12 protein-coding genes are annotated in these 13,940 nt (G+C 63.9%); 4 read left to right on the forward strand and 8 right to left on the reverse strand.

Annotated elements, in window-relative coordinates; genetic code table 11:
• From G365_RS0100375 to G365_RS0100385, 3 genes are all read left to right on the forward strand, one after another.
• A partial coding sequence (locus tag G365_RS0100375) for a 3TM-type holin (protein WP_211217643.1) occupies window positions 1-414 on the forward strand: 414 nt, incomplete at its 5' end.
• Between the two features lie 115 nt (window positions 415-529).
• Complete coding sequence (locus G365_RS0100380; protein ID WP_019643512.1) at window positions 530-1,126, forward strand: hypothetical protein; 597 nt, start codon at window positions 530-532, stop codon at window positions 1,124-1,126.
• 38 nt (window positions 1,127-1,164) lie between these two features.
• The gene (locus G365_RS0100385; RefSeq protein WP_019643513.1) at window positions 1,165-1,677 is read left to right on the forward strand and encodes a cupin domain-containing protein; all 513 of its coding nucleotides are present in this window, start codon (window positions 1,165-1,167) and stop codon (window positions 1,675-1,677) included.
• An 18-nt stretch (window positions 1,678-1,695) separates the two neighbouring features.
• Here G365_RS0100385 and G365_RS0100390 read toward each other — a convergent pair whose 3' ends face one another.
• Both G365_RS0100390 and G365_RS0100395 read right to left on the reverse strand, forming a co-directional pair.
• Window positions 1,696-3,171: a methyl-accepting chemotaxis protein gene (locus G365_RS0100390; RefSeq protein WP_019643514.1), complete on the reverse strand. Its 1,476-nt coding sequence runs from the start codon at window positions 3,169-3,171 to the stop codon at window positions 1,696-1,698.
• 589 nt (window positions 3,172-3,760) lie between these two features.
• Window positions 3,761-5,326 (reverse strand): gamma-glutamyltransferase, encoded by a 1,566-nt coding sequence (locus G365_RS0100395; protein WP_019643515.1) that lies wholly within the window; start codon window positions 5,324-5,326, stop codon window positions 3,761-3,763.
• Window positions 5,327-5,448: 122 nt separating this feature from the next.
• Here G365_RS0100395 and G365_RS0100400 point away from each other — a divergent pair, with 122 nt between their 5' ends.
• Window positions 5,449-6,240, forward strand: a complete 792-nt coding sequence (locus tag G365_RS0100400; RefSeq protein ID WP_019643516.1) for a methyltransferase domain-containing protein — start codon at window positions 5,449-5,451, stop codon at window positions 6,238-6,240.
• On the opposite strand, the gene G365_RS0100405 is transcribed toward G365_RS0100400, so the two are convergent.
• The 6 genes from G365_RS0100405 to radA all read right to left on the reverse strand — a co-directional run bounded on the left by G365_RS0100405 (window position 6,218) and on the right by radA (window position 13,857).
• Window positions 6,218-7,792 (reverse strand): sensor domain-containing diguanylate cyclase, encoded by a 1,575-nt coding sequence (locus tag G365_RS0100405; RefSeq protein WP_019643517.1) that lies wholly within the window; start codon window positions 7,790-7,792, stop codon window positions 6,218-6,220. The genes G365_RS0100400 and G365_RS0100405 overlap by 23 nt on opposite strands.
• 180 nt (window positions 7,793-7,972) lie before the next feature.
• Window positions 7,973-8,821: a hypothetical protein gene (locus G365_RS22525; RefSeq protein WP_155976071.1), complete on the reverse strand. Its 849-nt coding sequence runs from the start codon at window positions 8,819-8,821 to the stop codon at window positions 7,973-7,975.
• Window positions 8,822-8,923: 102 nt separating this feature from the next.
• A complete protein-coding gene (locus G365_RS0100415) occupies window positions 8,924-9,640 on the reverse strand; it encodes an SDR family NAD(P)-dependent oxidoreductase (RefSeq protein ID WP_019643519.1) in 717 nt (238 codons plus the stop codon).
• A gap of 78 nt (window positions 9,641-9,718) precedes the next feature.
• The gene (purF, locus tag G365_RS0100420) at window positions 9,719-11,206 is read right to left on the reverse strand and encodes an amidophosphoribosyltransferase (protein ID WP_019643520.1); all 1,488 of its coding nucleotides are present in this window, start codon (window positions 11,204-11,206) and stop codon (window positions 9,719-9,721) included.
• 183 nt (window positions 11,207-11,389) lie between these two features.
• Window positions 11,390-12,259, reverse strand: coding sequence for a CvpA family protein (locus G365_RS19715; protein WP_019643521.1), 870 nt, complete (start codon window positions 12,257-12,259; stop codon window positions 11,390-11,392).
• A 164-nt stretch (window positions 12,260-12,423) separates the two neighbouring features.
• The gene (gene radA / locus G365_RS19720) at window positions 12,424-13,857 is read right to left on the reverse strand and encodes a DNA repair protein RadA (RefSeq protein ID WP_043741059.1); all 1,434 of its coding nucleotides are present in this window, start codon (window positions 13,855-13,857) and stop codon (window positions 12,424-12,426) included.
• Between the last annotated feature and the right edge of the window lie 83 nt (window positions 13,858-13,940).

The following is a 13,940-nucleotide window of genomic DNA, read 5'->3' on the forward strand; positions in this document are numbered from 1 at the left end:
GGGGTATCCGTGATGGTGCCGCTGATCGCGGCGCTGGTGCCGGTGCTGGGCAGTGTGCTGGACCGGCTGATCCCCGACAGCGCCGAAGCCGCGAAGGCGAAGGCGGAACTGGAGCTGCGGCTGGTCGATGCCGCCAATCAGGCGGCACTGGCACAGGTGGAGGTGAACAAGACGGAAGCCGCGACCGGCAGCCTGTTCATCGGCGGCTGGCGACCGTTTATCGGCTGGGTGTGCGGGGCGGCGCTGGCGGCGCAGTATGTGGCCGGGCCGCTGCTGGAATGGGCCGCCGCCGCCGCCGGGCACCCGGTGCCGCCGCTGCCCAAGCTGGATGACATGCTGTGGGAGCTGATCCTCGCCATGCTCGGCGTTGCCGGGCTGCGCACCGTGGAGAAAATGCGCGGCGTGGCGCGGTGAGGGGGAAGAGCCCTGTCCTCGGGTGCGGGTGGACCAGCTCGCGGCGGACCGGTACAGTGTCAGCCTATGGCGGAATGATCCGGACCGGATGAGAGCCGGAGAGGCTGGGGGAAAGATGAACAGACCGCAGAAATATCCGGCCCTGCTGCGTTGGGTGGCGGTGGCGACGTGTGTGCTGCTGGCCGCCTGTCTGGTGCCGGACCGCTATAAGGCAACGCTGGATCTGACCGCCGCCGGGGATTACACCCTGACGTACAATGGTCAGCTGGTCGATCTGGTCATGCTGACCGCCCGCGATAAAGGGCAGCTTTCCCCCAAGCTGGAGGAAGAGATGGTCCGCCTGTACTCCAAAGAACTGACGAAGGAGGCACGGGGCCTGACGCTGGAGTATAAGGGCGACGCCCGGTTTGAGGCCCGGCTGGAGACAGCGGGCAGTTACCGGGCCGGAAAAATGAGGATGCTGGCAGATCTGCTTCAGATCAAACTGGTGCAGGATGGGGTGCTGGAGGTTCGCGGGCTGCGTCTGAAAGACCTGAAAAAACCGCCGAAAGGCCTGACCAGCACCGGCGACATCTGCATCACCACCGATATGCCGGTGATTGAGCATAACGCCGACAGCACGCCGGGTCTGTTCTCCCGCTGTTACCGCTGGAAAAATTACGACATGATCGAAGGGACACCGCTGCTGCTGCGCCTGAAAGCTGAACCCTGATCCCTGAAATCTGATCCCCCCTTTAGGAGACACCCCCGATGTCTGCGCCCGTTCTGTCCCCGGTGATCAACCTTGATGACCTGACCTATCAGCCTTTTGGAAACGGCGGGGCGTTTGAGGCGCAGATCGCTGACATCGGCTGGAAAATCGGGGCGGTGAAGCTGGGGTATAACGTCACGCTGGTACCACCGGGCAAGGCGGCTTTCCCGTTCCACAGCCATACCGTCAATGAAGAGATGTTCGTGATCCTGTCTGGCAGCGGCGAGCTGCGGCTGGGGGACCGCCGCTATCCGCTCCGGGCGGGTGATGTGGTGGCCTGTCCGCCCGACGGGCCGGAAACCGCTCACCAGATCCGTAACACCGGCAGCGACGATCTGCGCTATCTGGCGATTGCGACCGCCCGGTATCCCGAGATTGCGGAATACCCGGACAGCGGTAAATTCGGGGCAGTTCACCGGGTTCCCGGCCCGCCGGGGGAGCCCGGAACCCGGGTGTTCCGCCATATCGGCAGGCCGGAAAGCGCCGTTGAGTACTGGGATGGGGAAGAGTAGGGCGGACAGGCGTCCTGTTCAGGCCAGCCGCGCGGATTGTTCTTTGATCTGCAGGGCGGAGGAGTGCAGGTTTTTCAGGTCCCGCGCGATGTGGTTAACGCTGGCTGTGATGCTTTCAACTCCGCTGGCGGCAATGGCCATATTGTTTGAGATTTCGTGGGTGGTAGCAGTCTGCTGGGCCACAGCTGAGGCAATTGAGGCGGAAATCCGGCTGAGGTTCCCGATCGTGGTGGCAATACTACGGATTTCACCGACTGCGGACTGGGTGCTGTTCTGTACAGCCGTAATCTGCTGAGTGATTTCATCGGTGGCGCGGCTGGTCTGGCTGGCCAGGCTTTTCACCTCATTGGCGACAACAGCAAACCCTTTTCCGGCGGCTCCGGCGCGGGCGGCTTCGATGGTGGCATTCAAGGCAAGCAGATTTGTTTGACCGGCAATGTCGTTGATCAGCCTGACGACCTGACCGATGCGGTCGGTTGCCTGCATCAGCTTGGTTACGGTCTGGTCTGTCCCTTCGGCCTGCTGGGCGGCCTCTATTGAAATCTGCGAAGCCTGAGTAACCTGGCGGCTGATTTCCATGACCGAGGCAGACATCTGTTCCGCGCCCGAAGCAATGGCCTGTACGTTGCCGGATGATTGCAGTGCCGCACTGGCGACCGAAGTTGACTGACTGTTGGCAGCGTCGATAAAGGCAACAATCTGGGTCAGCTCATCATCAATGGCCTGCTGGACCTCATTCCGGCGGACCCGGTCCTGTACCTGCGCGGTGATGTCCGTGGCGAACTTTACAACCCCGACCACGTGCCCGGCTGCGTCAAAAATCGGATTGTACGACGCCTGAATGTAGACCTCGCGCCCGCCCTTACCGATACGGCGAAATTCACTGACCCGGAACTCGCCGGCCCGGAGATCACTCCAGAATGCCTTGTACTCTGCGCTGCCGTGCTCCGCTGGGTCAACAAACAGCCGGTGATGCTGGCCCCGGATTTCTTCCAGCGTATAGCCAAGTGTCTGCAGAAAGTTGGCATTTGCATGCATGACAATGCCGTCGACGGTGAATTGAATAACCGCCTGAGAGCGGTTGAGGGCGGCAAGCTGGCTTTCCTGCAGCAGGGCTTTCTGCTTTTCCTCGGTGATGTCGGTGGCAATCTTAATCACCTTATACAGGCGGCCGGAGCGGTCACGGACCGGAATATAGCTGCCCTGAATCCACCGTGTGCTTCCATCTTTGGCAAAACGCTGGAAAGAGGAGGTGAACTGTTTTCCACTGCGAAGTTTCTCCCAGAACTCCTGATAGTCCTGAGAGGCCGCATATTCAGGCGACACAAAGATCCGGTGTTTCTGCCCTGGCAGATCCTGCGCTGAATACTGCATCAGGTCGCAAAAGTTCTGATTGGCGCAGAGGATCGTACCATCAAGAGAAAACTCGATGATCGCCTGTGCGGCAGAGATGGCGGAGACAACATCTGCAGCCTGATTGCGAATGTGAATCATGGTTGTCTCCTGGTGTCCTGAACTGCTTATGGTGATGTCTGTGGCGAATTTTATGATGCCGATCAGCGTCCCGTCAGAATCCCTGATCGGGTTGTCGGTGGTGTCGATGTCGACTGCTTTTCTGTCTTTGCCGGTGTGGCGGAATCCCCGGGTACAGAACTCAACGCCATCAGGCGGTGCCGGAAGGTCTTATGGTCCAGGGAAGATGCTTCGTCAGGGGCAGCTAAGATCTGATGCTTCCGAGGGATGTTTTCTCAGAATACTGCATCAGGTCGCAGAATTTTTATTCGCGGATATTAGAGTCTTCTGTTCGGATAAAAGTCTATGGTTGCATGTCCGGTAGAAGGGGGCAGAAAGTATCCGCATATTTGCTGCACTTGCTAAGAGTGATATCCTCCTGGGTATGAAGGTTATCCTAGGAGTGTAACTGTTTTCTGATCCGTAACAAATCGACCAGATTATTTATTTCGAAATTTTGTTTAATGCATAATGCAAATCATTTTGCGAGAGATTTTTCACTTTTACGTGAATAATAAAAACAAAATATTATGTTTTTGATAGAAACTGTCGGTTCGGGCTGACCGTCTCCTCAGACGATCAGGGCCGCGCCGTCCCGGCGGGGGTCGGCAAAGGCGTCAAGCCCGCCGCTGCGGGTACGCTGCACCGCGTGAACCCCGCCGAAGTACATGTTCCGCTCCGGCCACAGGACCGGGTCGCGCCATTCGTCGGCCAGCCCGTCCGGCAGGTCGCATTCCAGCGTCAGGCGGCCGTTTTCGCAGTGCAGGCGGGGCGCGGTGATGGCGTCATCCAGCGCCATGCCGTAGCTGAACAGGTTGACCAGCACCTGTAGCAGTGCGGTGCGGATCCGCCGTGATCCGCCGGATCCCAGCACCCATTCGCCGCCGTCACGGTGCAGGGCCAGTGTCGGGGCCATCATCGATGTCATCCGGCTGTCCGTCGGCCAGCTTAGCCAGTCCGGCCCCCCGTGTCCGGCGGCGGGCAGCAGGTCTTCTTCCCCCAGCATGTTGTTCATGATGATGCCGGTGCCGGGGATCATCCAGCCTGATCCTTCGCCGTTGGAAACGGTCAGGGCGGCGGCATTGCCTGCGGCGTCAACCACGCTGATGTGGGTGGTGCCGCGATAGGCGCTGGCCCGGCCTTCGATCTGGCTGCGCCATGTTTCCAGCAGGGCAGGGTCGAGCATATGGTCGCGCCAGTCGTCACCGTGCCGGGCTTCCAGCGTCGCGCGGGCGGCGCCGGTCAGGTCCATCACCCGGGCCAGCATGCGGCGCTGGGCCCGGCTGCCCCACGCCAGTTTGTGCAGACTCTGGCCCCGCAGCAGTTCCAGCCCGAAGGCAATCAGCGTTCCGCCGGAAGACGGGGGCGGATTGGTGTGAATGGTGATGTCATCATGCTTCAGCGACAGCGTATCGCGCACATGGGTGCGGTAGGTGCGCAGATCGTCCATCGTCAGGTGGCCGCCGTGTTCGGCATGGGCGTCGGTCAGGGCGCGCGCAATTTCACCCCGGTAAAAAAGATCCGGCCCTTCGTGAGTCAGGGCATCCAGCACATCGGCCAGTACCGGGTGACGGAAGGTGTCTCCTGCCGCCAGCGGCGTGGCGGAAGGGGTGCCGTCTTCACCCGGGCGGAAGAACAGGGACCGGCTGTCGGCGGACAGGGCCAGAATGGCTTTGACCACCGAAAACACATAGGCCTGCTGGGTGTTGACGGTTACCCCGTCCCGGGCCAGCATCCGGGCCGGTTCCGCCAGTTCCTTCAGCGGCATCCTGCCCAGTGCGGCGTGGGCATCAAACACCCCGCGCACCGCCCCCGGCACCGCCATGGCGGCGAACCCGGCGTGAAACTGCTGGGTGGTGGTGCCAAAATCGGCTGTCACCGGGCGGAAGTCGCAGGCGCTTTCCCGCAGTTTGCGGCGGGGTGTCTGTACAAAAAAGTCCAGCACCTTTGCCGGGCGGCCTGCCGGACGGGCCAGCAGAAACCCGCCGCCACCCAGCGAACTCAGCACCGGCTCTGTCACGCAGGAGGCCAGAAAGGCCGCCAGTGCGGCATCAAAGGCGTTACCGCCGTTTTCCAGCACCATGGCGGCGGCTCTGGCGGTTTCGGGATGACCTGCGGCGACGGCGCCCTGTTTCATGAATGCTCCGGCAATGGGGAAAGATCAATGTACGGCACAGTTTATACGGTCATCCCGGTTCGGCAAGACCCCAGCCTGTGCTACCATGACGATACAGACTCCGGGGGGAAAGGGGAGTGTTGATGGCCACCGCGTGGGATCCGCAGCAGTATCTGCGTTTTACCGATCACCGTACCCGTCCGGCGCAGGATCTGATCGCCAGAATCCCGCTTCAGGCCCCGGGGCAGATCATTGATCTCGGCTGTGGGCCCGGTCTTTCGACCCGGGCGCTTAAGGCCCGCTGGCCGCAGGCGCAGGTGAGCGGGCTGGATAATGATCTGGCCATGCTGGCGTCGGCCCGCGTTTCTGATCCGGCGGGGGATTACAGCCCGGCGGATGCCGGGGTGTGGCGGCCGGGGCCGGAGGTGGACCTGCTGTTTTCCAACGCGGTCCTGCACTGGCTGGATAACCACGCCGCCCTGTTACCTGCCCTGCTGCGGGCCTTGCGGCCCGGTGCGGTGCTGGCGGTGCAGGTGCCGGGCAATCATGCTGCCCCCAGCCATACCCTGCTGCAGGAAACCGCAGCCAGCCGCAGCCGCTGGCAGGCGGCGCTGGCCCCGGTGCTGCGGCCTGATCCGGTGGCGGACCCGGCGGACTATCACCGCTGGCTGGCCCCGTTCGCCAGCGGTCTGGATGTGTGGGAGAGCACCTATATTCAGGTGCTGACCGGCGAGGATCCGGTGCTGGAATGGGTGCGCTCGACCTTGCTGCGGGTGGTGCAGGCCGTGTTGCTGACCCTGCCGGATGGCGCGGCCGAGGCTGCGGCGTTCGAGGCCGCCTATGCCGCCCGCTTGCGGGGAGCCTATCCGCGTCAGGCTGACGGCAGCACGCTGTTTCCGTTCCGGCGGGTGTTCATGGTTGCGGTGCGGTGCTGAGGGCAGAGACCGGCGCTGTCTGGTCTGAGAACAGACTCACCCGGTTTCGTCCGGCTTTTTTGGCCTCATACATTGCCTCATCGCCAAACCGCAGCAGTTCCCCGGCTTCCCGCGCATGATCGGGGGACAGGGCGACCCCGATGCTGGAGGAAATCCGGATCGGGCCGTGGCTGTCGTGGATAAACGGCCCTTCCAGCGCCAGACGCAGCTTCTCGGCGGCGGTTATGGCGTCGGCGGCAGTCGGCAGGGCAGGCAGCAGCACCACAAACTCATCCCCGCCCATGCGGGCGACGGTATCCCCGGCCCGCAGCACATGGCGCATCCGGATGGCGGCCTGTTTCAGTAACCAGTCTCCGGCGGCATGGCCGTACTGGTCGTTGACCGGCTTGAACTTATCCAGATCAATGAACAGCAGGGCGGTGCGCTGCCCGGCACGGATGGCGGCAGGCAGGGCCATCTGCAGGCGGTCTTCCAGCAGGCGGCGGTTGGGCAGGCCGGTCAGGGCATCGTGATAGGTCATCCGGGCAATCTGGCGCAGCAGCGCCAGCATGCGGAACCCTGATCCACACAGCACCACGGTCAGCAGCAGCCCCAGCCAGGTGCCGGAACTGTCGCGGGCGGCGGCCAGATACAGGTCAGACAGTGGCAGATGGTGGATCATCCACAGTTCGCCTTCCACCACATCCCCGGCCAGCTGCAGATCGCCGTCGTCAGCGGTATACCAGTCGCCGGATGTCTGTAATCCGGCGACCGTGTCGGGCTCGGGGATCCGGATACTGGTCTGGGCGGCAACCAGACGGTCTTTTTCATTGATCAGATAGGATGTACCGGCGGCCATGCCGACATTCAGCACGCTGGTCAGGCTGTCGATCCGCATATCCAGCGCCGTGATGCCCAGAAAGACAGTGCCGTCATAGACGGGTACGGCAATGGTCAGAACCTGCCCCTTGCCCCCGATGTCCTCATAGGGCCCGGCCAGAGTCACCCGGCGACCGGGGTTGGCTTTGGGGACCGACTGCCGCCAGTAGGCCCGCTCATACAGTTTGGGCGAGAAGACCACCTGTGTCACCGGGGCCCGGGGCATCAGGTGCAGAAAGCCCCGGTCTGACAGAAAATACAGCCATGCCACTTCCGGGCTGTAGCTGAGGACCGTGTTCAGCTCGGTACTCATGCGGTCGGCGGCGTTCAGCTGCCGCCACAGGCTATCGTCAGGTACCGCCGCCGTATCGCCGGTGGTGGTGCCGTGACGGGTGCTGGCCTGCCACGCCGGGGGCCCCGGCAGGGTCAGCGGTGTCAGATGCAGTGGGGTATCAAAATGCACATCGGTATAAGCATCGACAAACCGGTCACGCATGACCGCAACAACGGCAGAGCTGACCGCCATGAACTGCCGGGTCAGTTGCAGGCGGCTTTCAAACGTGGCGCGGGTGACGGCCTTGATGGTGTTGACGTGATGAATGAAAGACCCGGCGGCAAACACCACGGTCAGGACCACCACGGCAGCAACCAGCCAGTGCCAGCGCCGGGAGAAGGTATCTCCTGAATGGGTCATGCGGAAATCTCCCGGCGGGTCGGAAGGCGGCGGGGAAGTGCCGGTTTTTCTGACCTCAGTGTGCCTGTGTGCCGGGGCTATGCCTATGGGCAAGAAGTATGTTTACAGTCGGTTTTTCCGGCACGGACAAGCCGTCTGAGGCGGAAAGGAGCCGCAGAAGACAACAGCGCCTGTGCGGGGTCAGTTGGCGGTAGCCTGCCGGCTGATGTCCGCCGTAAACCGGGCCCACATCACATCAGGGCTGTCGGGATACACGGTTGGCCATGCAGTCTGTAAATCGCCGGTCTGCCGCAGGGCGGCCAGCAGGGCGTTGAAGCGGTCAGGGCTGCTGTCATGCAGCGACTGCACAAACATCCCCGACTGGCGGTAAAACTGGTACCAGTTGTTGTCCGGTGCTTCCGGGGGATGGAAGAGATAGGTCCACAGGCCGGAATCCAGCGTCGGGTGAATCATTTTGCCAGCGGCGATCGCCTGTCCGGCGGCTTCCACGCTGGCTTTTTCCGCCCCGCCTCCGCCGGAGGCCCAGACGGCCAGCCCTTCCTCGAACCATCGCGGTTGAAACAGAATGCCCTGAGCGTACCAGTAGTAATGCGACAGCTCATGAGTCAGCAGCTGCACCGTATCCCGCTCGCCTTTCAGGATCAGCGCCCCGTTGATGGTAATTCTGATGTCCTTCAGGGTTTCCGCTGCCGACGCCGGGATGGCGGCGTAATGCCCGTAACAGGGGGCGGTGGCGCAGACGATAATCGGTGGCGGGGCCGCCATCGGTCCGCCGTGTGTCGCTTCAATCTGCCTGACCGCCTGCGGCAGGGCGGCGGCAAGGGTGCGGGCAATCTCCTCTGCCCCCGGCTCGGCATAAACCGGAGGTGCCTCTGAAACCTTGGGGAAATCCTCCGGCGAGCGAAACGAGACATACCCGGCCCGCATCAGGCTGCACCCCTGAAGCAGCGCGGCGAGGCAGAACAGAATGGCAGCTTTCAGGCCATTCCGTCGAAAAGACAGGCGGGGGGTGTAGGGTCCTCTGGGCATGGTGGCAGGCTGTCCCGGGATCAGGGGCTGGATCGACAGAGAAGAGGCAGGCAGAAAAAAGGCAGGACGGGGAGGGATCCCTGTCCTGCCTGCCGCTGCGGGTCAGGCCGCGCTGTAGCTTACTTTCTCGCCGTTCCGGGTTTCCGCCGGGCTGCACAGGGTGATCAGCGGATCACCGTGGACCTCGGGGGCGGGCACCGTCTCCGGGTTTTCACCGGGGAAGGCCTGTTCGCGCAGGCGGGTGCGGGTCGGGCCGGGGTTGTACAGGTTGACGCGCAGGGCGGTGCTGGCGGTTTCCGCCGCCCACGTCTTCACCAGCGTCTCCAGCGCCGCCTGCGAGGCGGCATAGCTGCCCCAGTATGCGGTCAGGGTATCCGGGCGGTCGCTGGTCAGAAACACCGCGCGCCCGGCATCCGACAGCCGCAGCAGCGGATCAAAATAGCGGATCAGATCCCAGTTCATGCGGACATTGGTGTTGAAGACGTCATCGAACGTCTTGGCCTTGATGTGGCCGATCGGCCCCAGCTGCCCCAGCAGCCCGGCACACCCGGCCAGAATGTCCAGTTTGCCGTAGCGGTTGTAGATGGCAGTGGCGATCTGCTCGATCTTGTCGGTCTTCCGCAGGTCTTCCGCCACCAGCGCCAGCGGTGCGCCCCCGGCGGAACGGACCTCGTCATCCAGGTCTTCCAGCGCGCCCTGGGTGCGGGCGACGGCGACCACGGTGGCCCCTTCGGCGGCGAAAGCCCGGGCAACCGCCCGGCCGATACCGCGCGACGCCCCGGTGACGAGGGCAATCCGCCCGTCCAGTCGTTTGCTCACTGTCTTGGTCTCCTGATCGGATGGGAAAAGGGCGCGTCGGAGCTTACTCCGCCGCGCCCTTGGTCTTCAGGGGGTGGCTCAGCCGGTCTTGCGGCGCTCGTTCAGGCGGGTGACCACGCGCATTTCGCTGGGGGTCTCGTTATCCAGCAGGCGGGTGGCGTAATCGCCGGTGAAGCAGGCATCGCAATAGCCGGGGTTGGCATTGTCGCGGCCGGGCAGACCGGCGGCGCGGTACAGGCCATCGACCGAAACGAAAGCAAGGCTGTCAACGCCCAGCACCCGGGCCATGCCGGCCACATCGAAGCGGGCCGCCAGCAGCTTGTCCCGTTCCGGGGTGTCGATGCCGAAGTAGCACGGGTGCGCGGTGGGCGGAGAGGAGATGCGCAGATGCACTTCCGCCGCCCCGGCCTGCCGGACCATATCGACGATCTTGGTGGAGGTGGTGCCGCGGACGATGGAATCATCGACCAGAATCACCCGCTTGCCTTCCAGATACTTGCGGTTGGCGTTGTGCTTGCGGCGCACGCCGATGTCGCGGGTCTTCTGGGTCGGCTGAATGAAGGTGCGGCCGACATAGTGGTTACGGATGATGCCGAGTTCAAACGGAATGCCCGAGGCCTGCGCATAGCCCAGTGCCGCCGGAATCCCGGAGTCCGGCACCGGCACCACGACGTCGGCTTCGACGCCGGATTCACGGGCCAGTTCAGCACCGATGTTCTTGCGCATCTCGTACACACTCAGGCCCTCGCACAGCGAGTCCGGGCGGGCGAAGTAGATGTACTCGAACACGCAGAACCGGCGGCCCTGCTGCGGGAACGGGTTGAGGGTGCGGATACCGTCGCGGTTGATCACCACCATTTCGCCGGGCTGCACATCGCGCACGTATTCGGCGTTGATGATGTCCAGCGCGCAGGTTTCCGACGCCATAATGGTGGCATCGCCGTGGCTGCCCAGCACCAGCGGGCGGTAGCCCTGCGGGTCGCGCACGCCGATCAGGGTGTCTTCGGTCATCACCACCAGCGAATAGGCACCGTCGATCTGCGACAGGGCGTCAATCAGGCGGTCTTCAACGCTGACCTTCTGCGACCGCGCCATCAGCTGGATGATCACTTCGGTATCAGAGGTGGACTGGAAGATGCAGCCCTGTTCCACCAGCTTGTGACGCAGGGTCAGGGCGTTGGTCAGGTTGCCGTTGTGCGCCAGCGCGATGCCGCCGAAGGCAAGGTCGGCATACAGCGGCTGCACGTTGCGCAGGGCCGGATCGCCGGAGGTGGAATAGCGCACATGACCGATGGCGAGGGCACCTTCAAGGCGGATGGTGTTCTTTTCCGACTTGAACACCCGGTGGACGTGGCCCAGCCCGCGGTGGGAATGGAACTGCTCGCCGTCACAGGCAACGATGCCCGCCGCTTCCTGCCCGCGGTGCTGCAGGGCGTGCAGGCCAAGGGCGGTGTGGGCCGCCGCGTCAGCATCGTTGAAGATGCCGAACACGCCGCATTCTTCGCGGGGTTTGTCGTCGTCCTGATCGTCAGGGAGTCCGAACGGGAGCTGCGGGAAGTGGACCATGGTTGCCTCGGGGCCTCGTGAGCAAATGCGGTCAGTCGCGGGGGCGGGGGACAGGATGGGGCGGTTGGGCCGCCCTTCATATGACGGAGATTTTATTCATATATGACGGAGATTTTATTCATATAAGGGCTGCCGCCGCCGTCTGCATCCGCTGATCGCGGGCCGGGGCGGTTTTGCCGGGCGTCACTGGGTCTTCTGAATGATCTGGTTGATGCCCTGCCGGTCCTTGTCGGTGTAGCCGGTGCCGGGCTGCGGGGCTGCCTGACCGTTCTGGGCACCATTCTGGGGACCGGACAGCACCTGACCGTTCAGCGACGGGGCGGTGGACGGCGGGCGGGCCGGGGTCCCGTTGGCGCCGATGCCGTTGGGGCCGATCAGGGTCGGGGTGGGGGCACTCTGCACGCTGGTCTGCGGCAGGGCCCCGCCGGAGGGCGGCACCTGCTGCGGGGCACCGGGGGCCGGCTGGCTGAGGCGGTCGTACAGCTGTTTGGCTTCCATGGCGCGGCGGGCCTGTTCCTGCGCGTCCTGCGTCATTGACCGGGCGCGTTCCTCTTCCTGCAGCATATCGGCAGGCACCAGAGAGCGCAGCAGGTCAGCCCCGCGTTCAATCATCGGCAGGCCACGGGCCTGTTCGATCCAGGCCGGGCGGGCCGAAACCGGGGGGAACACCCAGGTCAGCACGATAAAGCCCAGCGACACCACCACCGCCCCGCGCACCAGCCCGAACAGGAAGCCGAGCGAACGGTCGAGCGAGTTAAGGCCGGAAGACTGCACCTGTTTGGAAATGGCCGAGGTGACGATCGACAGCAGCAGCAGCGCCACCAGAAACACCCCGACCCCGGCGGCGATATCCGCCGCCAGCGGGATGCTGATGTGTTCCCGCGCCAGCGGCCGGGCAACCGGGAAACCGTACAGGGTGGCAAAAGCCGCGCCGACCCACGCGCCGATCGACAGCACTTCGTGGACGAACCCGCGCAGGAAAGCCAGACCGGCCGAAATCAGCACAATGCCGATGGCCACCAGATCCAGTGCGGTCAGCGAAATCGAGTTCATCAGCGGGTCCGTTATCCGTTCTGTCTGTTGTCCGCTGCCCCTGCCGGAAGGCCGGGCAGCCTGCCGGGACAGTACCGCCCGGCTGATTAAAAGGGGTTTAAAAGCCCCGTCGGCAAAACACGTAATCCTGTTTCTGCCCGGCTGTTCCCCCGTCCGGGGGCCGGTCAGTCCTCTGCTTTGGCTTTCTTGCCCTCGCCCGCCTTGCCGTTTCCGGTCAGTTCGTCCGTCGGGAACAGACTGACCAGATCCTGCAGGTGGCCGATTTCCCGCAGCCGCAGCCCTTCCACCGCCGGGGGTTTGCCTTTGCCTTTGGCGCGGCGGGTCGGGCACATCGCCTCGGCAAAGCCCAGCTTGGCGGCTTCTTTCAGGCGGGTTTCCGCCTGCGACACCATGCGGATTTCGCCCGAGAGGCCGATTTCGCCAAACACCACCAGATCCGCCGGAACCGGCGTCCCGCAGGCCGAAGAGATCAGCGCCGCCACCACCGCCAGATCGGCGGCAGGTTCGGTGACGCGCAGCCCCCCGGCGACGTTCAAATAAACGTCATTTCCGCCCAAGGCAAGGCCGCAGCGTGCCTCCAGCACCGCCAGCACCATCGACAGCCGTCCGCTGTCCCAGCCGACCACCGCCCGGCGTGGGGTTCCGGCAGCGGAGGAGGCGACAAGGGCCTGAATTTCCACCAGCACCGGGCGGGTGCCTTCCATCCCGGCCATGACGCAGCTGCCGGAGATATTGCCCCGGCGCTCGGCCAGAAACAGCGCCGACGGATTGGTCACTTCCGACAGGCCGCCGTCGGTCATTTCAAACACCCCGATCTCGTCGGTGGCGCCGAAGCGGTTTTTCACCGCCCGCAGAATACGGAACTGGTGGCCACGCTCCCCTTCAAAATAGAGAACGGTATCAACCATGTGTTCCATCACCCGTGGCCCGGCCAGCGACCCTTCCTTGGTGACATGACCGACGAGGAACAGCGAGAAACCGCGCTTTTTCGCCAGCCGGATCAGCTCGTGCGAGCAGGCGCGCACCTGCGCGACGCTGCCGGGGGCGGAATCGAGGCTGTCGAGATACATGGTCTGGATCGAATCGATCACCACCACCTGCGGGCCGTTCGGTTCTTCCAGCGTGGCCAGAATGTCGCGCAGATTGTTGGCAGAGGCCAGCGCCACCGGGGCTTCATCCAGCCCCAGCCGGGCGGCGCGCAGCCGGACCTGATCAACCGCTTCTTCGCCGGAGATATAGGCAACGCTCAGGCCGGTGCGGGCCAGTGCGGCGGTGGCCTGCAGCAGCAGGGTGGATTTACCGATTCCGGGGTCGCCGCCGACCAGCAGGGCCGAGGCCGGAACCAGCCCGCCGCCACAGACGCGGTCCAGCTCGGCGATGCCGGTGGGCCAGCGCGGCGGGGCCTTGGTTTCGCCTTTCAGGCTGACGAAGCCCAGCTTGCGCCCGCCTTTGCCGGCGGTTACCGCTTTCGGCCCGACATCGCTGCGGGCCTCTTCCATCAGGGAATTCCATTCGCCGCAGGCGTCGCACCGCCCGGCCCAGCGGGGATAGACAGCGCCGCAGGACTGGCAGACGTACTGGCTGGTCGATTTGGCCACGGGGCGGGGTGTCTCCGGGGGCGAACGGGGAGTGAGATCTGGCGTGTTTGTACCCGCCCGCCGGGGCGGGGGCAAGGCCCCCG

Source organism: Novispirillum itersonii subsp. itersonii ATCC 12639, from assembly GCF_000381985.1.
Taxonomy (GTDB): Bacteria; Pseudomonadota; Alphaproteobacteria; order Rhodospirillales; family Rhodospirillaceae; genus Novispirillum; species Novispirillum itersonii.

Bases quoted from the DNA above. Each gene is read 5' to 3' on its own strand.
- G365_RS0100380 (WP_019643512.1), top strand. From the start codon at position 530: ATGAACAGACCGCAGAAATATCCGGCCCTGCTGCGTTGGGTGGCGGTG.
- G365_RS0100385 (WP_019643513.1), top strand. From the start codon at position 1,165: ATGTCTGCGCCCGTTCTGTCCCCGGTGATCAACCTTGATGACCTGACC.
- G365_RS0100390 (WP_019643514.1), bottom strand. From the start codon at position 3,171: ATGATTCACATTCGCAATCAGGCTGCAGATGTTGTCTCCGCCATCTCT.
- G365_RS0100395 (WP_019643515.1), bottom strand. From the start codon at position 5,326: ATGAAACAGGGCGCCGTCGCCGCAGGTCATCCCGAAACCGCCAGAGCC.
- G365_RS0100400 (WP_019643516.1), top strand. From the start codon at position 5,449: ATGGCCACCGCGTGGGATCCGCAGCAGTATCTGCGTTTTACCGATCAC.
- G365_RS0100405 (WP_019643517.1), bottom strand. From the start codon at position 7,792: ATGACCCATTCAGGAGATACCTTCTCCCGGCGCTGGCACTGGCTGGTT.
- G365_RS22525 (WP_155976071.1), bottom strand. From the start codon at position 8,821: ATGCCCAGAGGACCCTACACCCCCCGCCTGTCTTTTCGACGGAATGGC.
- purF (WP_019643520.1), bottom strand. From the start codon at position 11,206: ATGGTCCACTTCCCGCAGCTCCCGTTCGGACTCCCTGACGATCAGGAC.
- G365_RS19715 (WP_019643521.1), bottom strand. From the start codon at position 12,259: ATGAACTCGATTTCGCTGACCGCACTGGATCTGGTGGCCATCGGCATT.